The organism is Alistipes sp. Marseille-P5061 (assembly GCF_900290115.1).
GTDB lineage: Bacteria > Bacteroidota > Bacteroidia > Bacteroidales > Rikenellaceae > Alistipes > Alistipes excrementigallinarum.
In genome coordinates, this window is sequence record NZ_LT985752.1 from 106084 (window position 1) to 123718 (window position 17635).

General features: G+C 64.2%; 15 protein-coding genes. 3 read left to right on the forward strand and 12 right to left on the reverse strand.

Annotation, left to right across the window (positions count from 1 at the left end):
* Positions 1 to 8: 8 nt before the first annotated feature.
* From C8267_RS10520 to secDF, 6 genes are all read right to left on the reverse strand, one after another.
* A complete protein-coding gene (locus tag C8267_RS10520) occupies positions 9 to 956 on the reverse strand; it encodes a TIGR02757 family protein (RefSeq protein WP_106634569.1) in 948 nt (315 codons plus the stop codon).
* Positions 953 to 1612: an ABC transporter ATP-binding protein gene (locus C8267_RS10525; RefSeq protein ID WP_087362416.1), complete on the reverse strand. Its 660-nt coding sequence runs from the start codon at positions 1610 to 1612 to the stop codon at positions 953 to 955. Before C8267_RS10525 ends, C8267_RS10520 begins: the two co-directional genes overlap by 4 nt.
* A 200-nt stretch (positions 1613 to 1812) precedes the next feature.
* Positions 1813 to 2637, reverse strand: a complete 825-nt coding sequence (folP, locus tag C8267_RS10530) for a dihydropteroate synthase (protein ID WP_442778184.1) — start codon at positions 2635 to 2637, stop codon at positions 1813 to 1815.
* Positions 2627 to 3220, reverse strand: coding sequence for a dephospho-CoA kinase (coaE, locus tag C8267_RS10535; protein ID WP_374045521.1), 594 nt, complete (start codon positions 3218 to 3220; stop codon positions 2627 to 2629). The genes folP and coaE overlap by 11 nt, the downstream gene beginning before the upstream one ends.
* The gene (locus tag C8267_RS10540; RefSeq protein WP_106634570.1) at positions 3217 to 3621 is read right to left on the reverse strand and encodes a hypothetical protein; all 405 of its coding nucleotides are present in this window, start codon (positions 3619 to 3621) and stop codon (positions 3217 to 3219) included. The genes coaE and C8267_RS10540 overlap by 4 nt, the downstream gene beginning before the upstream one ends.
* Before the next feature lie 105 nt (positions 3622 to 3726).
* Positions 3727 to 6759: a protein translocase subunit SecDF gene (gene secDF, locus C8267_RS10545; protein WP_106634571.1), complete on the reverse strand. Its 3033-nt coding sequence runs from the start codon at positions 6757 to 6759 to the stop codon at positions 3727 to 3729.
* A gap of 146 nt (positions 6760 to 6905) precedes the next feature.
* On the opposite strand from secDF, the gene C8267_RS10550 reads away from it, so the two are divergent.
* From C8267_RS10550 to C8267_RS10560, 3 genes are all read left to right on the forward strand, one after another.
* The gene (locus tag C8267_RS10550) at positions 6906 to 7859 is read left to right on the forward strand and encodes a DMT family transporter (protein WP_442778185.1); all 954 of its coding nucleotides are present in this window, start codon (positions 6906 to 6908) and stop codon (positions 7857 to 7859) included.
* Between the two features lie 568 nt (positions 7860 to 8427).
* Positions 8428 to 9738, forward strand: a complete 1311-nt coding sequence (locus C8267_RS10555) for an alpha-L-fucosidase (RefSeq protein WP_106634573.1) — start codon at positions 8428 to 8430, stop codon at positions 9736 to 9738.
* A 119-nt stretch (positions 9739 to 9857) separates the two neighbouring features.
* Positions 9858 to 10457, forward strand: coding sequence for a hypothetical protein (locus tag C8267_RS10560; protein WP_106634574.1), 600 nt, complete (start codon positions 9858 to 9860; stop codon positions 10455 to 10457).
* A gap of 353 nt (positions 10458 to 10810) precedes the next feature.
* On the opposite strand, the gene C8267_RS10565 is transcribed toward C8267_RS10560, so the two are convergent.
* The 6 genes from C8267_RS10565 to C8267_RS10960 all read right to left on the reverse strand — a co-directional run bounded on the left by C8267_RS10565 (position 10811) and on the right by C8267_RS10960 (position 17589).
* A complete protein-coding gene (locus C8267_RS10565; RefSeq protein WP_106634575.1) occupies positions 10811 to 11131 on the reverse strand; it encodes an SMR family transporter in 321 nt (106 codons plus the stop codon).
* A gap of 689 nt (positions 11132 to 11820) precedes the next feature.
* A complete protein-coding gene (gene dnaK, locus C8267_RS10570; protein WP_087362717.1) occupies positions 11821 to 13743 on the reverse strand; it encodes a molecular chaperone DnaK in 1923 nt (640 codons plus the stop codon).
* Positions 13744 to 14033: 290 nt separating this feature from the next.
* Entirely contained in the window at positions 14034 to 14276 is a 243-nt protein-coding gene (locus tag C8267_RS10575; protein ID WP_087362716.1) for a DNA-binding protein, read from the reverse strand.
* An 846-nt stretch (positions 14277 to 15122) separates the two neighbouring features.
* The gene (locus C8267_RS10585) at positions 15123 to 16655 is read right to left on the reverse strand and encodes a hypothetical protein (RefSeq protein ID WP_106634576.1); all 1533 of its coding nucleotides are present in this window, start codon (positions 16653 to 16655) and stop codon (positions 15123 to 15125) included.
* A 62-nt stretch (positions 16656 to 16717) separates the two neighbouring features.
* Positions 16718 to 17320 (reverse strand): FKBP-type peptidyl-prolyl cis-trans isomerase, encoded by a 603-nt coding sequence (locus tag C8267_RS10590; protein ID WP_106634577.1) that lies wholly within the window; start codon positions 17318 to 17320, stop codon positions 16718 to 16720.
* Positions 17321 to 17442: 122 nt separating this feature from the next.
* Entirely contained in the window at positions 17443 to 17589 is a 147-nt protein-coding gene (locus C8267_RS10960; protein WP_158699774.1) for a hypothetical protein, read from the reverse strand.
* Between the last annotated feature and the right edge of the window lie 46 nt (positions 17590 to 17635).

Sequence of the window (17635 nt, forward strand, 5' to 3'; positions counted from 1 at the left end):
GGTGGGGTTTAACGCAGCAGGTCGTGAAGGGAGCGCTTCGCATCGACGCCGATGCCGAAGAGCGCAAAGTCGAAACGCACGGGGTCGGCGGCATCGAAGCGGCGCAGCGCTGCGGTCGTCTCCTCGACGGCGCGCCAGTCGTTCTGCCGCCGCGTGAGGAGCCCCAGCGCGCGGGCCGTCTCGCCCACGTGGACATCGAGCGGAATGCGCAGCGCCGACATCGGGATGGTGCTCCACAGGCCGAAGTCGACCCCGCGCGCGTCGCGGCGCACCATCCAGCGCAGATACATGCAGAGGCGTTTGCAGGCCGCCCCGCGTTCAATCGACGAGAGGTGCTTCTCGCAGCGCGGCGCATGCTCCGCGGCGAAGAACTCGCGGCGGAACTCCGCGAGTACCGTCGGAAGGTCGCCGGTCGCCGCGTAGCGTGCCTCGAAGAAGGCGCCGATGCCGCCGTGGAGCTCCTCCATCCGCCGGATGGCGAGGACAAAGTCGCGCAAATCGCTGCCGTTGAAGGTGCGGTGGACGAAGGCGCCGAGCCCGGCGAGCTCCCGCTCCGAGGCGTTGCGCACGAAGTCGGCCGGGGCGTCGTCCATCAGGTGCATCATCCGGTGTCCGTTGCGCACAATCGTCGGGCGGTTGCCCCAGGCAATCGTCGCAGCCAGCAGGCCGGCAATCTCGCGGTCGTGCCGCCCTGTGAAGCGGTGCGGCACCGAGATGGGGTCGTCGTCGATGAATTCGGGACGGTTGTAGCGGTCGGCGAGCCGTTCGAGCAGCTCACGGAGCTCCTCCTCCGCCGCGCCGAGGGGCCGCTCGGCAGCCGTCTGCGGGGCATCGCCGCGGGTCGCCTTCCGTACGGAAGCCGCCGCCGGAACCGGCTGACGGGCGGACACGGTCTCCTGCCGGCTGCCCGTCGGGGCGCCGGAGCAAGCGTTGGAAGGGGTGTCGGAAGGGGTCATAGCGCCTCGGAGATGAGTCCGTCGCTCATGACGATGCGGCGGTCGGACATCTCGGCCAGATGCTCGTCGTGGGTGACGATGACGACCGTCTGTCCCAGATGGTCGCGCAGGTCGAAGAAGAGGCGGTGAATCTCCTCGCGGTTGCGGCTGTCGAGATTGCCCGAGGGTTCGTCGGCCAGCAGCACGGCCGGGGAGTTGATGAGTGCCCGGGCGATGGCCACGCGCTGCTGCTCGCCGCCCGAGAGCTGCGACGGCTTGTGGTCGCGACGCTCCGCAAGGCCCATCATCGCCAGCAGCTCGTCGGCGCGCCGCTCGACCTCGGGTCGGGGGCGGTGGCCGATGAAGCCCGGGATGCAGACATTCTCGAAGGCGGTGAATTCGGGCAGCAGGTGGTGGAACTGGAAGACGAAGCCGATGCGCTCGTTGCGGAAGCGCGACAGGGCCTTGTCGCCCAGCGCGAAGAGGTCCGTGCCGTCGATTTCGACCCGTCCCGAGTCGGGACGCGAGAGGGTTCCCATAATCTGCAGCAACGTGGTCTTGCCGGCGCCGCTGGCCCCGACGATGGTCACCACCTCGCCGCGGTGCACCTCGAGCGAGACGCCCCGCAGCACCTCGAGCGTTCCGTAACGCTTGTGTATGTCCGTTACCCGTATCATCGTTTCAAATTCTGTTCTGATTCTCGGCAAGCGGCAGCCCCACAGCCCCGTCGGCCACGCCGGCCTCTCAAGTTCCACGGCCCCACTGGCTCCGCTGCCTCCACAGGCCTCACTGCCCCGCGGCGGTCCCCCGGCCTCGCTCCCCTTCACTGCCCCGCTGCCCGGCAGCCCCGCAGCGGCCCCCGGTCCCGGACGGAGCGTCAGCCCCGGCAGCGCTCGAAGACCTCGAAGAGACGCACCGTATCGACCGCCTCACGGACGTCGTGCACGCGCAGGATGGAGGCTCCCTGGCGCAGGCACTCCCACCCCAGGGCGATGGTCCCCGGCAGCGCCTCGTCGGGCGTCGTGCCGAGCGTGCGGTATATCATCGACTTGCGCGACAGCCCCGCCAGCACGGGATAACCCTCGGCGCAGAGGCGGTGCAGCCCGGCCAGCAGCTCGAAGTTCTGCCCGGCGGTCTTCGCAAAGCCGAAGCCCGGGTCGAGCACAATCCGCTCGGCGCGGATGCCCGCCCGCTCCATCTCCCCGACCCGCCGGCGGAGGTAGTCGACCACCTCGGTGACGATGTCGCGCCGGTAGTCGGTCAGCGACTGCATGCTCTTGGGGTCGCCCTTCATGTGCATGGCGATGTAGGGCGCATCGTGGGCGGCGACGACGGCAAACATTCCGTGGTCGAGCTCACCGGCCGATATATCGTTGATTATCAGAGGTCCGAACTGCTCCAGCGCACGGGCGGCCACCTCGCTGCGGAAGGTGTCGACCGAGAGCGGAAGGTCGGGCGCCAGCCGCCGCGCGGCGGCAAGGCCCAGCTCCACGCGCCGCCACTCCTCCCCGACGTCGACCTCGTCGGCGCCCGGACGCGAGGAGTAGCCCCCCACGTCGAGCAGGTCGCACCCCTCGGCCACGGCCTCGCGGATGCGGGCCTCGACGGCCTCCGCGCAGCTCATGCGGCTGCCCGCAAAGAAGGAGTCGGGGGTGACGTTCAGGATGGCCATCACCCGGGGGCGCGAAAGGTCAAGCGTCATGGTGTCGTGCTTCGAGGCGGAAGAGGCGGTCGAGCTGCTCGACGGCAGGCGCCAGCTCCTCTTCGCGGATGTTGACAATCGTATGGTCGGCACGTGCGTGGAGCTCGTCGTCGCTCATCTGGGCGGCGATGCGGCGCCGCACCGACTCGGCATCGGTGCCGTCGCGGCGGCAGGTCCGCTGGATGCGCAGGGCCTCGGGGGCCAGCACGGCCACTGTGCGGTCGACCGACTTCTCGAGCCCCGCCTCGAAGAGGATGGCGCTCTCCAGAACGACGTAGTCGCCCTGCTGCGCCTCGGCCCACGCCTCGAAATCGCGCATCACGGCGGGGTGGACAATCGCATCGAGCGCCTGCAGCGCCTCCCGGTCACGGAAGACGATGCCGGCCAGATAGCGGCGGTCGAGCACCCCGTCGCGGTAGGCCTGCGCGCCGAAACGCGCCTCGACGGCCCCGCGCAGCGGCCCGGCCATCAGCCTTTTGGCGGCGGCATCGCTGTCGTAGACCGCCACGCCCCGCGCCGCAAAGAGGCGGCAGACCGTACTCTTGCCGCTTCCGATTCCTCCCGTTATGCCGACCTTCATCATCGCTTCTTGTCCTCTTCGGGCATGTTGATTTCGGGAATGTGGTCGATGGAGACAATCTTGATGTCGCTGAACTTCACCGACAGGGCGTTCTGCAGCGACTGGGGGTCGATGATGATTTTCCCCTCGTGGCCCTCCTCGTGCGAGGGTTCGTACTTGAGCTCCGAGAGGGGGATGCGCGACTTCTTGCGCATGTAGACCCGGTAGCCGAAGAGGTTCGTACCCACGCCCTCGACCGTGCAGGTCACGTCGAAGGTCTGCCCGTCGACATCGACCCTGACGACCTGCGAGGTGGTATAGGTATAGCTCAGCTTGGCGATGTACCAGAGGATGAACGACGCGACGAGCAGCGCCAGAAACACCGGCGAGACGTAGCGGCGAAGACGTTTCCACAAATTTTCCATAGCGTTCCGCGAAAAAGGGATTCCCGTTGCAAAGATAAAAATAAAAAGGACTGCCCCAAACGGGAACAGTCCTTTTTATTGCAGCCGCGCGGAGCGGTCGGGAGGTTACTCCTTGTCAATCTTGGCACGCTTGCGCATCAGGTCGTAGGCCATCGGCGTAGCGATGAAGATGGTGGCGACCGTACCGACTACCACGCCCACAATGAGGGCGAAGATGAAGCCGCGGATGGTCTCACCGCCGAAGAGGAAGATGGCAATCAGCGTGACGAGCGTCGTACCCGAGGTGTTGATGGTACGCGACAGCGTCGAGTTGATGGAGTTGTTGACATTCTCCTTCAGGTTGCGCTTCGGGTAGAGGCCCATGTACTCGCGGATTCGGTCGAAGACGACCACCGTGTCGTTGATGGCGTAACCGATGATGGTCAGGATGGCCGCGATGAAGGCCTGGTTCACCTCAAGGTTGAAGGGCAGGATGCCGTAGAACATCGAGAAGAGGCCGACGATGAAGAGCGCATTGACGGCCAGAGCGACCGTGGCGCCCGTGGCCCACTGCCAGCGCTTGAAGCGGAAGGTGATGTAGAGACCGATGGCGATGAGCGAGAAGAGCACCGAATAGATGGCGTTCCACGTCATGTCCTGGGCAATCGAGGGGCCAATCTTGTCGGCCGTCAGGATACCGTTCAGGTCGGTCTGCGTGTTGCGGAACTGCTCGAAGGTGATGTCGTAGGAGTAGAGCGGCTTCATGGCCTCGTAGATAATCTTCTCTACCTCGGCCGTAGCCTCGTCCGACGTATCGTCGTAGCGGTACTGCGTCACGATGCGCATCTGGTTCTCGTTGCCGTACTGCTTCACCTCGAAGCTGATGGAGGCGGCGTCGGCATCGGCCTGGCGGGCGAAGACCTCACCGAGGTTCTTGCGCACCTCTTCGGCCGAAACGGCCTTGTCGAAGCGGACCACATAGGCGCGGCCGCCGGTGAACTCGGCGCCGAGGTTCAGACCGCGGACGAAGAACGAGATGCACGAGAGGAGCATCAGCACGATGGTAACCACGTAACTGATTTTACGCACGCGGAGGAAGTCGAAGTGGGTATTGTTGAGGAAGTTTTCCGACCACTTGTGCGAGAAGGAAATCGAGCCCCACTTGGCAACCACCCACTCGATGAGCATGCGCGTGATGAAGATGGCGCAGAATACCGAGGTGATGATACCGATGATAAGCGTCGTGGCGAAGCCCTGCACGGGACCGTTACCGAAGATGAAGAGGACGATACCGGTGATGATGGTGGTCAGCTGACCGTCGATGATGGCCGAGTAGGCCTTCGAGAATCCCTCCTTGATGGCCAGCGAGAGCCCCTTGCCGCCGCGCAGCTCCTCCTTGATGCGCTCGTAGATGATGACGTTGGCGTCGACGGCCATACCCATCGTCAGCACGATACCGGCGATACCGGGCAGCGTCAGCACGGCGCCGAACGAGACGAGCACGCCCATCAGCAGGAAGACGTTGCAGAGCAGTGCGATGTCGGCCATCCAGCCGGCCGTCTTGTAGAAGAGGCCCATGTAGAGCAGCACGAGGATGAAGGCGACGACGAACGAGAGCATACCCGCGTTAATCGAGGCCTGACCCAGCGACGGACCTACGACCGTATCCTGGATGATTTTGGCCGGAGCGGGCACCTTGCCCGACTTGAGGACGTTGGCAAGGTCCTTGGCCTCCTGAATCGAGAAGCCGCCCGTGATGGAGGAGGTACCCTTGTCGATTTTGGTGCGGACAACGGGTGCCGAATAGACATATCCGTCGAGGACGATGGCGATGCACTTGCCGATGTTCTCACCCGTCAGGCGGGCCCACTCGCGGGCGCCCTCGCCGTTCATGGTCATCGAAACCTCGGCCTCGGCGCCGCGCTGAGCATACTGCTCGACGGCATCCACAACGACGCTGCCGTCGAGCGGAGCCTTGCCGTCGGCCGTAGCCACCTTGATGGCGTAGAGGTCATAGCGGCCATCCTTCTGCGGGTCGCCCTTGACGCCCCACTTGAACATGATGTCGGCCGGGAGCAGCTCGCGTACGGCGGGCATGGCCAGATACTGGTTGACGGTCGCCATGTCGGCCTTGTAGGCCGAGCCAACGACGGCACCGCCCGCATAGGTCGGGTCGAGCACCGCGAAGAGCGGGTGCTCCTCGGCCGTGAAGCGGCTGCGGGCAACGGCGGCGTCGCTCTGGGCCGTCGAGTCGGCGGCGGCCACCTGGGCCAGCAGGCCCTCGTTTGCGGCGGTGGTATCGGCGGCGGCGGCCGGCTCGGTCGTCTCGGTTGCCTCGGCAGCCCCGGTGCTCTGGGCGGCAGCGGTCAGCTCCTTGCGCAGCAGCTGGTCGGCGGCGTTCAGCGCGGGGAATACCTCGTTGGCGTCGTACGTGGTCCAGAACTCGAGCGAGGCGGTACCCTGCAGCAGGTTACGCACGCGCTGCGGCTCCTTCACGCCCGGCAGCTCGACCAGAATGCGGTGCGAGTTGGGCAGACGCATGATGTTGGGCTGCGTCACGCCGAAGTGGTCGATACGGCTGCGCAGCACGTTGAACGAGGCGGCGATGGCGGCGTCGGTCTCCGACTTGAGCATCTTCTCCACGTCGGCATCGGAGCTTTCGAGCGTGATGTCCTTGCAGTCGGGGCTCACGAAGATGGCGGCCAGCGGCGCACCGTTCGAGAGGCGCTGGTAGGCCTTGACGAAGTCACCGATGTAGTCCTTCGACGAACCGTCGTGGAGCGCCTTGTTCGCCTCGGCGATGGCCTCCTTGAAGGCGGGGTCGTTCTGGCTGTCGCCGGCCAGAGCCTTGACCACATCCTCGACCTGCACCTCCAGCATGACGTTCATACCGCCCTTGAGGTCGAGACCCAGGTTGAGCTCCTTCTCCTTGCACTCCTTGTAGGTGAAGGACTTGAATCCCATGTTGAAGACGGGCTGGTTCTGCACCGAATCCAGATAGTGCTGCTCGGCCTCGGCCTGGTGGTCGAGGTCGAACGAGGCGGCATACTCGGCCGCCTTCTTCTCTACGCTACGTGTCTTGAACGTAAACGAGAGCTGGTAAACGCACGCGAGCGCCAGAAGGACCGCGATGAGTTTAATAAAGCCTTTACTTTGCATTTGGTTGAAAAAAATTTGTTGTTATTTGTTGTAATTATTGTCATTACACACAATAGCACGCAAAGATAGAAAAAAAGAAATAAAAAAAGGGGATTTCCCCCTCAAGAATTGCACTCTGTCGCGAAAAACCGTAATTTTGGCCCCGCATGAAACCCCGAATGAAGCTCACGACCCGATACCGCTACCACCTCGCGGCGCTCTTCTGCGTCACGGTGTGGGGGGCCACCTTCGTGTCGACCAAGGTGCTGATAGCCAACTCGCTCACCCCGGCCGAAATCTTTTTCATGCGCTTTGCCGCGGCCTACATCCTGCTGCTGGCCCTGTCGCACGCGAAGCTCCGGGCCGACAGCCTGCGCGACGAGGCGATGCTCGCCGCGGCCGGCGTCACGGGGGGCTCGCTCTACTTCCTGACCGAGAACATGGCGCTGGAGTTCTCGCCGGCATCGAACGTCTCGCTGATAGTCTGCACGGCGCCGCTGTGGACCGCCCTGCTGCTCCGCTCGCTCTACCGCAGCGAGCGGATGTCGCGCCGGCAGGCCGTCGGGTCGCTCATCGCCTTTGCCGGGATGACGCTGGTGGTGCTCAACGGGCGTTTCATCCTCCACCTAGAGCCGAAGGGCGACCTGCTGGCGCTGGGCGCCTCGCTCTCGTGGGTCTGCTACTCGCTGCTGCTCAAGCGCATCGGCGGGCGCTACCCGGCGCTCTTCATCACCCGCAAGGTCTTCTTCTACGGTGTGGTGACCATCCTGCCGGTCTTCCTGCTGCGGCCGTTTGCCGTCACGTGGGAGATTCTGGCACGGCCGGCCGTCTGGGGCAACCTGCTCTTTCTGGGCATCGTCGCCTCGATGCTCTGCTACCTGCTCTGGAACGCCTCGGCCCGACACATCGGGATGGTCAAGATGACCAACTACATCTACCTCAATCCGCTGGTGACGATGCTCACGGCGGCGCTCTTCATCGGGGAGCGCATCACCGGCGCGGCGCTTGCCGGCGCGGCGCTGATACTCTGCGGGATGTGGCTTGCCGAGCGGCGCGCCGCACGGACCCGCGGACTCCGTCCCCAGGGGGCGGCCCGAAGCGGCGGCCAGGAAGGCCGGTAACGGCCCCGGCGGCAGCGAGAGGCCCGAGGCGGCAAGAGGTCCGAGGCGGCAAGAGGTCCGAGGCGGCGGCAAAGGGCGCAGGGAACGGCCCGGAGGCGGCGAGGGGCGGCCCGAAGCGGCGGCCAAAAAGGCCGGTAACGGTCCCGGAGGCGGCCGAAGCGCCTCGTCCCACTTATTCCAGCCGAGCCGGAACGCCTCGCCCGCACGCCCCGCCGCCCTGTTTCATTCCTGCCAGCACCTATCCCACCCCGTCCATCCCGCCCGAAGCCCCTCCCGCCATATCCCCTCAGCCGAGGTTCACCGCCCGCACGTCAGTCCGTCCCCCTCCATCCCGGCCAACCCGGCCGAAGCACTCCACCCGCACGCCCGTCCACCCCACCCCATTCCGCCCAGCACACCGCCCCACTCCATTCCTGCCAGCGCGCCTCGCTCCCACCCCCGAAGCCCCTCAGAAGGGCCCCGGAAGGCCCCTCCGAGGCCCCCGCCGGGGAAATTCTTTCGCGGCCGGAGGCGGAAATCCGGGAAAATCTTTATAAATTTGTCTTGTCACGACTCAACGAACAAGACAATGAAGCATCTCTGCACCTTGTGCTGCGCCGCGCTGCTCGCGCTCTCGGCCGCAGCCCAGCCCGGCTACCGTCCGACTCCGGAAAACCTTGCCTCGCGGCAGCAGTTCGCCGACGCCCGTTTCGGCATCTTCCTCCACTGGGGGCTCTACGCCATGCTGGCGCAGGGCGAGTGGGCGATGACCAACCTCGACCTGAACTACCGCGAATACGAAAAGCTCGCCGGAGGCTTCTATCCGGCCAGATTCGACGCCCAAGCCTGGGTGACGGCCATCCGCGAAGGCGGGGCGCGCTACATCTGCTTCACGACGCGCCACCACGACGGATTCTCGATGTTCCACACCGCGCAGTCGCCCTACAACATCGTCGACGCGACGCCCTTTGCCCGCGACGTGCTGAAGGAGCTCTGCGACGAGTGCCACCGTCAGGGCATCCGCATCCACTTCTACTACTCGCTCATCGACTGGTGGCGCGAGGATGCCCCGCGCGGCCGCACGGGGCTCGGCACGGGACGCCCCGAAGGGACGGAGGACGCCGACAGCTACTTCGCCTTCATGAAGGCGCAGCTCACCGAGCTGCTGACCAACTACGGCGAGGTGGGGGCCATCTGGTTCGACGGCGTCTGGGACCAGGACCGCAACCCCGACTTCGACTGGCGGCTCGACGAGCTCTACGCGTTGATTCACCGCCTGCAGCCCGCCTGCCTGATTATCAACAACCACCATCTGGACCCCTTCGAGGGTGAGGACGCCCAGGTCTTCGAACGCGACCTGCCGGGCGAGAATACGGCGGGCTACTCCGAGCAGGGAATCAGCCAGCTGCCCCTCGAGACCTGCCAGACGATGAACGGCATGTGGGGCTACAAGATTACGGACCAGAACTACAAATCCTCCGACGAGCTGATTCGCTACCTGGCGGGGGCGGCCGGACGCGGCGCCAACCTGCTGCTCAACATCGGCCCGCAGCCCGACGGCGAGCTGCCCGCGGCGGCGCTCGAGCGGCTCGAGGAGATGGGCTCGTGGCTCCGCACCAACGGGCAGACCATCTACGGCACGCAGGCCGGACCGGTCGAGCCCCGCAGCTGGGGCGTCACCACGCGCAAGGGGGAGAAGGTCTATGTCCACATCCTCGACTGGCCCGACACGGAGCTCTTTCTGCCGCTGCCGGCCTCGCAGCTGCGCGTGACGGGCGCCGTGCGCTTCGCCGACGGAACGAAGGTGCGCTACCACCAGGACAACACGGGCATCACGCTCCGCCTCCCCGAGCGGCCCGAGACGCCCGACTGCATCATCGAACTCACCACCGCCCGATAGGCGGCCCCTTGCTCCGGGGGCGGCGGCTTTCGTCGGCCCCGGAGCTTTTTTTTCACGCCGCCGAAGAGGCGCCCACCGCACGGGCGGGGCGCTTCCCGGCCGCAAAAACCCATCGACCCATGAACAAGTTAACCCTGCTTCTGCTGCTGCCGTGGCTCGCCGTTGCAACCGCGGCGGCATCGCCCCAGCCTCCCGCCGATTCGACGGTCCTGGCCGACGAACTGCGCGAAACGGCGCTCATGCGCGAACTCCGTCGCGAGAGCGAATGCCTCCCCGAAGAGGGCGACCTCGTGTGGCGGGCCCGCTTCGAGGGGACCGACAGCGTCCGCACGGCCGGGGAGCTCTACCGCAAAATCCACACTATCCTGCACGACACGTGGCGTTCGCCCGGCAGCGAGGAGCTCCTCACCGAGGAGGAGAACCGGCTCCACGCCCGCATGCTGCTCACCCACACGGCCTCGAACCAGCTCTTCGGCTACAGATTCGAATGCCGCGTGCGGATGCTGCGCGAGGAGGCGGCCGCCGAGGTCGAGCTCCGCTGCACGGAGGTGCAGTTCAACAACGAGGTGAAACGCCCGACCGAGTGCTTCCCCTTCCGGGACGACGCCGGAGTACCCTTTGCCGTCAAGAAGCGGGAATTCGCCCAGCTGCTGCAGCTGGAGAGCGCCCTGCGCACGCTGCGCCAGGGGCTTCGCTTCGAGCTGGCCGGAGGGTTGTAGCGGCTCTTCCGCCGCCGGACAAAGAAAAAGAGGCCGTTCCCTCCCTTGCGGAAGGAACGGCCTCTTTTTTCGCTTTTCCTTTTGCGTTCTACGCTCCGCGCCCGGACTTTTCGAACCGCGTCAGCCCCATTGCTCCGCGCCCGGACCTTTCGGGCTGCGTCGGCCCCATTGCTCCGCGCCCGGACTTTTCGGGCCGCGTCGGTCCCTTCGCTCTGCGTCCGGTCCTTTCGGGCCGCGCCGGCCCCATCGCCCCGCGCCCGGACCTTTCGGGCTGCGTCAGCCACGCCGGCCCGCATCGGCCCCGCCGGGCCGTGCCTCCGGCAGAGGCCTTCCCCCCGCGGCGCTGCGGCGCCTCAATGCAGCAGCTTCAGCCCGACGATACCGACGAGGATGAGGGTCAGACAGCACATCCGGCCGACCGTGAGCGCATCGCCGAAAAAGAGGACCCCGAGCACCACCGTGCCGACGCCGCCGATGCCGGTCCAGACGACATAGGCCGTACCCATGGGGATACTCCGCTGGGCCAGATAGAGCAGCCATCCGCTCAGCGCCATCGACACCACCGAGAGGACCAGAAAGAGTCCGTGATAGCGGGGAGAACTCCCCGCGAGCTTGAATCCGAGCGGCCAGCCCATCTCGAAGAGGCCGGCCAGCAGAAGCAGCAACCACGCCATAAGCAATCTTGTTCCGTTTCACCGGCAAAGATAATACACCGGCGGGATTCGCTGCATCGCCTGCCCCGGCAAATTGCAGGACAGCACAACGCCCGGCCCCTCCAGTCCCTCCGGCCCCTCCGGCCCCGGCAAAATACCGGATTGCACGCCGCCGCGCCCCCGCTGCCCGGCCACGCCGGGCCACCGCATCGGCCGAGCACCCCGGCCAAAGCATCGGCCGAGCAGCCGGCCGCCACCCGTCAAGGCTCCGGGACCGGACGCACACCGCGCACGACGCCGCCCACCCCGACCGCTCCCTGCCGCACTCCGTCACACGCCGTCACGCTCCAGCCGCGCTCCTCCGCTCCTCCGCGCCAGCCGCACAGCCGCCGATTCGTTCCGCGCCCTCCCCGCTCCCCGGCACAAAAAAAACGACGGGCGGCCGGAAGTCCGTACCCATGGTACACTCCCGGTCGTCCGTCGCTCGTCATAACCCACCATCCCACCCGCCCCCGAGGGGGCTCCGGTCCGAACCTGTTCGCTCCACAACCCGTTCGACCTCCGGTTCGAACCGCTTCGTCGTCTCCCCCTCCGCCGCACGCACGCCTCCCTGCGTGAGGCGCCGCGCATGCGGCTTCGGAGGGGCATAAAAAGGTCGGGCCCGGAAATCCGGACCCGACCCGTCGTCAGCCTTTATGCAAGGCCGTGAACTATTTCACCTCTTCGAACTCTACGTCCTCGGGCTGGCCGTTGTTGGCACCGCCCTGTGCGCCTGCATTGCCCTGAGCCTGCTGGCCGGCATTCTGCTGAGCACCGGCAGCACCCTGAGCCTGCTGCTGCGAGTAGATGTCCTGCGAAGCGGCCTGCCATGCGGCGTTCAGCTCGGCGATGGCCGTGTCGATAGCCGCAACGTCGGCGTTCTTGTGCGCCTCCTTCAGCTTGCCGAGGGCCGACTCGATGGCTGCCTTCTTGTCGGCAGGCAGCTTGTCGCCGTACTCCTTGAGCTGCTTCTCGGTGGCGAAGATGTTCGAGTCGGCAGCGTTAATCTTGTCGATACGCTCCTTCTCCTGACGGTCCTTCTCCTCGTTGGCCTTCGCCTCGTCACGCATGCGCTGAATCTCCTGCTCGGTCAGACCCGACGATGCCTCGATGCGAATCTTCTGCTCCTTGCCCGTGCCCTTGTCCTTGGCCGATACGTTCAGGATACCGTTGGCATCGATATCGAACGTCACCTCAATCTGAGGCACGCCACGCGGAGCGGCCGGAATGCCGTCGAGGTGGAAGCGGCCAATCGACTTGTTGTCGCGGGCCAGCGGACGCTCGCCCTGGCATACGTTAATTTCTACCGAAGGCTGGTTGTCGGCTGCCGTCGAGAAGACCTCGCTCTTGCGGGTAGGAATCGTCGTGTTGGCGTCGATGAGCTTGGTCATCACACCGCCCAGCGTCTCGATACCGAGCGACAGCGGCGTCACATCAAGCAGCAGCACGTCCTTCACTTCGCCCGTCAGCACACCGCCCTGGATAGCGGCGCCCACGGCAACCACCTCGTCGGGGTTTACGCTCTTGTTGGGCGTCTTGCCGAAGAACTGCTCGACAATCTTCTGCACGGCGGGGATACGGGTCGAACCGCCGACCAGAATCACCTCGTCGATATCGCTGGCCTGCAGACCGGCGTCACGCAGCGCAAGCTTGCAGGGCTCGACCGTCTTCTGAATCAGATGGTCGCACAGCTGCTCGAACTTGGCACGCGTAAGCGTCATGACCAGGTGCTGCGGAATGCCGTTTACAGGCATGATGTAGGGCAGGTTGATTTCGGTCGAAGTCGACGACGAAAGTTCAATCTTGGCCTTCTCGGCAGCCTCCTTCAGGCGCTGCAGAGCCATCGGGTCCTGACGCAGGTCGATGTTGTGCTCGGCCTTGAACGCCTCGGCCATGTAGTCGATAAGCACGTGGTCGAAGTCATCACCTCCCAGGTGCGTATCGCCGTTGGTCGACTTAACCTCGAAGACACCGTCGCCCAGCTCCAGGATGGAGATATCGAACGTACCGCCACCGAGGTCGTATACGGCAATCTTCATATCCTTGCCCTTCTTGTCCAGACCGTAGGCAAGCGCTGCGGCCGTAGGCTCGTTGATGATTCGGCGAACCTTCAGACCGGCAATCTCGCCCGCCTCCTTCGTGGCCTGACGCTGTGAGTCGGAGAAGTAGGCCGGCACGGTGATGACCGCCTCGGTTACCTCCTGGCCCAGATAGTCCTCGGCCGTCTTCTTCATCTTCTGCAGAATGATGGCCGAAATCTCCTGAGGCGTGTAGAGACGTCCGTCGATGTCGACACGGGGCGTGTTGTTGTCGCCGCGGACAATCGAATAGGGCGCGCGGGCCACATCGGCCGTAACCTGGTCGAAGGTCTCGCCCATGAAACGTTTAATCGAAAAGACCGTGCGCTTCGGGTTGGTGATGGCCTGACGCTTTGCGGGGTCACCCACCTTGCGCTCTCCGTCATTCGTGAAGGCTACGACGGAAGGGGTCGTGCGGTGTCCCTCGGAGTTGGGAATCACCACGGGCTCGTTGCCCTCCATCACTGCTACGCAGGAGTTCGTCGTACCTAAGTCAATACCAATAATCTTTGCCATAGTCGTATATGTTTTAATTGTTATTATTCGGTTTCTCTGCCGGCCTCAACCGGCGCGTTACGCCCCCTTCTTGAACAAAGGTTGTACCAAACGACACGTCCTGCCAAATTGGCAGAATATTGGCAGGCTGTGAATGCACCGCGGGGAAAGGGTCTGCCGGAGCGTGTTATTTTGGCAGAAAACCGTGCGCCGCGGCAGCCCTCCGGCACTTCACCAAACGGCAGGCAAAAAAGAAGCCCCTCCGCAGGGAGGGGCCTGAATCATCTCTCAATGACAAATCCGCAGCGCGGCTATTTGTTCTCGTTCAGAATGCGCATTGCATGTTCGAGAATCGTCGTATCGTCCAACGTCACGATGCCACCGTCGGGTCCGGGTTCGAAATGAACGCCAACGCACTCCTTCGCCTCGTGCTTGCCGCCGAAATAATTGCGAATCGTCTCCACGTCGAGTCCTAATTCATCTGCAATGCGCTGCGAGCTGCCGCTGGGCAGTTTGTCTTTGATTCGGCGCAGCTCGTTAAATGTGATTATCATATCAGTTGGTTTTAAGTTGATATTTCTACACAACTAAGTTACAACTTTTTTGGATAAATCCAAAATTTCCCTTTCAAAAAATGTAATTGAAGTGTCATAAAAGCGCAACAAAGCAAAGCGGCCGGACCTGCGGCATCCGGACCGACTCGCGACACTGCCAAAGTCGTGCCGAAGGGGCCTCGGGCGGTGCGAGTGGTACGGGTGGTCCGTGCCGTGCGGGAGGTGCGGGCGGGCCGGGCCGTGCAGGAGGTGCGGGCGGCGCAGGCGATGCAGGCGGTGCGGGCGGCGCAGGCGATGCAGGCGGGGCGGGCGGTACGGACAGCGCGGGCCGGGCGAGCCGGAAGGTACGGGCGGGGCGGAAGGTACGGGCGATGTGGGTGGCGCGGGCCGTACGGGCAGTGTGGGCGGTGCGGGCGATGCGAGCAGTGCGAGCAGTGCGAGCAGTACGGGCGGTGCAGGCGGTGCAGGCGGTGCAGGCGGTGCAGGCGGTGCGGGTGGTGCAGGTGGCGCGGGTGGTGCGAGCAGTCCGTGCCGTGCGGGAGGTCCGTGCCGTGCGGGTGGTGCGGACAGCGCGGGTGGTCCCGCCTGCACCTGCACCTGCACCTGCACCTACACCTGCTCCTGCTACTGCGCATGCGACGCGTACGTATATTACGTATATAAAAAAGGACTCCCGGATGCATCTCGTGCACCCGGGAGCCTGTCTCCTTGAATTGTCCTGCGTGTTGAATCGCCTCGCGTATTGAATCACCTTGCATGCGGCCTCCGCATGGGCGCCTCTGCACGGACTCTTCCGCACGTGGCACCTCCGCGCGGCCTCCGCATCGGGCACCTCCGCACGCGGCGCTACTCCTCGTCGGCCTCGTCGCTCGGCTCGACGTAAATCTGGAACAGCAGCGGCGTGAAGGGGGGAATCTCCGTCGTTACGGAGGTGGTGGTCGTCGTGGTGGTCGTATCGTCGTAGCCCGAACCGTAACCGTAGTAGTCGTAGTAACCACCGTAATAGCCGCCGTAGTAACCACCGTAGTAACCGCCGTAGTAGCCGTTCATGCCGTAGTAGCTGTTGGCGTAGTTCAGGTAGTTCAGGTAGTCAAGATAGCTCGACGAATAGCCGCTGGTCGTGGTCGAGGTCGACGACGAACCGCTGACACCCGTCGAACCGTAGGCGTTGGTCGAGGTGGTGACCATCGCGGCCCACTGCCCGAACTTGAGGTTGGGAATCGTATAGTACCAGGCGCTGATGGCACCGCCCTCCTCGGGGGTGTACTCGAAGGCCGAACCCGTCGATTTCACCTCGCCGTAGATGAGTTTCTTCACCTCGTCGATGTTCGTGTCGAAGATGAAGCCGTCGAGGAAGCGGCCGATGTACCAGATTTTGGCCGTGCCGTCCATCTTCACCGAGTCGGTCAGCTCCTTCACGTCGGGATAGGTCCCCTCCTCGGAGCCGAACCGCTCCTTGAGCACATCGGCGATGTCCTGCTCCAGCTTGTCGAAGGCCGCATAGGGCTCGTAGGCCGACTGGTAGCGCTCCGGGAAGCGAATCGCATCGCCGGGATGGTAGCGGTAGTCGACATAGACCTGAGGCACCGTATCGCAGGCGTTGACCCACCGCTCCGTGATGTTGTAGGGGTGGTTCGCATCGTCGGCCTTCTCGGGACGCTTGTTCTCCTTGGTGTCGTAGACGCGCAGCCCGCCGTCGCCCTCACAGAAGGCGTCGACGGCCGAGCCCTCGCTCTCGAGCGGGTTCTTCACCGTATCGCAAATCGTCATCGTCACGATGAACGGGCGGTTGGTGTCGAGCGTATACTGACCCTCGTAACCGCCGTCGCCCTCCGCGCCGCCGACCACCGACGAGGGCATGTAGAGCACCACCTCGGAGCCTTCGCGCAGCAGAATCTCGCGCGATTCGAAGCCGCGTTCGTTCTTGTACTTCTCGTAATAGGTCTCGCCCAGCGTCAGCGTGTTGCGCATCGCCAGACGCGTACCCTCAATCAGCGACGTGTTGATTTCGCCGCAGTAGCGGTAATAGGGCACATAGTGCGTATATTTGGTGAAGGTGCCGGCCAGCTTGGCATCCATCTCCCGACGCGTCAGGATGATGTTGCCGCTCAGGTCGCGCCCCGAGAAGTCAAACTTCACCCAGCAAATCGTATCGTTGATGGGGGCGGCATCCTTGTTGCCCACCTTCAGCACGTCGACGTAGTAGCCGCCATCCTCCTGCAGGTTCTCCTCCAGGTCGGGACGGTTGAGGCGTATCCACGAGGCAAGCGCCATCTTCTCGTAGGTGGCATAGGATTCGCTCTCCTCCTTGGCGCACGAAGGCAGCAGAAGGGCCAGCAGGAGCGCCGCGGCGAGCAGTGTGTGTCCAAAAAACTTCATATCTCCGGTTTCGTTCGTTTCGTTCGTTTCTCGTTGTCTCTCAGTTCATGCGGTCCTCCGGGCTAATCGACGCCGTTGACCGTGAAGAAGATGGCGACGGCGCTCTCGCGCGGGATGGTGGCGAAGTTCGTATCGCCGTAGGCCATGTTGTAGGTCATGTAGCACTCCACCTCGTCGCCCTGGCGACACCCAAGTAACGCCAGTTCGAGCCCTTTTATTATTCCGCTCTGACCCAAAGTGAGCTCCATGGGTTCGAATTTCCACACCCCGGGGGTGAGCCCCGCCTCGTAGAGCGCCTGCTCCAGGTCGGGGTCGTTCGTAAAGAAGGGCATGTCCGAGTCGGTGATGTTGCGCATCGAGAAGACGTAGGCACGGAAGGTGATGCTCACGCGCGAGCCCGACTTCACCTCGGCACGCGACGCGCGCCCCGAATCGTAGTAGTTCGAGATGTAGCGGTAGACCGTATTGCCCTTGGCCGTATAGAAGGGGGGATTCTCGTCGGGCGACTCGGCGACGGCCTCCTCCGAGATGAGCTGCGGCGCGTGCGTCGAGGTGAGGAACGAGACGATGCTGTTGCGCTGGTTGGGCAGCGTCTCCTCCTCCTGCGAGCAGCCCGCAAGCAGCAGAAGCGCCGCCAGCAGGCCTGTGAGCTTGTATCGGGTCATATTCATCGGCATACAATCGTGCAAATTTACAAAAACAATCCGAATTCACAGCAAGGAACGCGAAAAAAGGGACGAATCGTCTGCCGACGGACCAAAAAAAAGGACGGGGAAGCGTCCGTGCGCTATCCCCGCCGATAATGGTCGTGCCTCGGGTCCTGCATCCGTTGCAGGGCGTGCTGCCGGTGCATGTGGACAAGAACCACACCCAGGACGGCCAGCACGAAGAGGCCGAGCAGTACAAGAATGAATCCGAAGGGTATCTCCGTCATGGCTCGATGCGTTTAGCGCGGTGCCGACATGACGCCGCACCCAAAC

Coding starts and splice junctions, on each gene's coding strand:
- C8267_RS10560 (WP_106634574.1), top strand. CDS start 9,858: ATGAACAAGTTAACCCTGCTTCTGCTGCTGCCGTGGCTCGCCGTTGCA.
- C8267_RS10525 (WP_087362416.1), bottom strand. CDS start 1,612: ATGATACGGGTAACGGACATACACAAGCGTTACGGAACGCTCGAGGTG.
- C8267_RS10550 (WP_442778185.1), top strand. CDS start 6,906: ATGAAACCCCGAATGAAGCTCACGACCCGATACCGCTACCACCTCGCG.
- C8267_RS10590 (WP_106634577.1), bottom strand. CDS start 17,320: ATGACCCGATACAAGCTCACAGGCCTGCTGGCGGCGCTTCTGCTGCTT.
- C8267_RS10575 (WP_087362716.1), bottom strand. CDS start 14,276: ATGATAATCACATTTAACGAGCTGCGCCGAATCAAAGACAAACTGCCC.
- C8267_RS10540 (WP_106634570.1), bottom strand. CDS start 3,621: ATGGAAAATTTGTGGAAACGTCTTCGCCGCTACGTCTCGCCGGTGTTT.
- C8267_RS10565 (WP_106634575.1), bottom strand. CDS start 11,131: ATGGCGTGGTTGCTGCTTCTGCTGGCCGGCCTCTTCGAGATGGGCTGG.
- C8267_RS10555 (WP_106634573.1), top strand. CDS start 8,428: ATGAAGCATCTCTGCACCTTGTGCTGCGCCGCGCTGCTCGCGCTCTCG.
- C8267_RS10960 (WP_158699774.1), bottom strand. CDS start 17,589: ATGACGGAGATACCCTTCGGATTCATTCTTGTACTGCTCGGCCTCTTC.
- dnaK (WP_087362717.1), bottom strand. CDS start 13,743: ATGGCAAAGATTATTGGTATTGACTTAGGTACGACGAACTCCTGCGTA.
- coaE (WP_374045521.1), bottom strand. CDS start 3,220: ATGATGAAGGTCGGCATAACGGGAGGAATCGGAAGCGGCAAGAGTACG.
- C8267_RS10520 (WP_106634569.1), bottom strand. CDS start 956: ATGACCCCTTCCGACACCCCTTCCAACGCTTGCTCCGGCGCCCCGACG.
- secDF (WP_106634571.1), bottom strand. CDS start 6,759: ATGCAAAGTAAAGGCTTTATTAAACTCATCGCGGTCCTTCTGGCGCTC.
- C8267_RS10585 (WP_106634576.1), bottom strand. CDS start 16,655: ATGAAGTTTTTTGGACACACACTGCTCGCCGCGGCGCTCCTGCTGGCC.
- folP (WP_442778184.1), bottom strand. CDS start 2,637: ATGACGCTTGACCTTTCGCGCCCCCGGGTGATGGCCATCCTGAACGTC.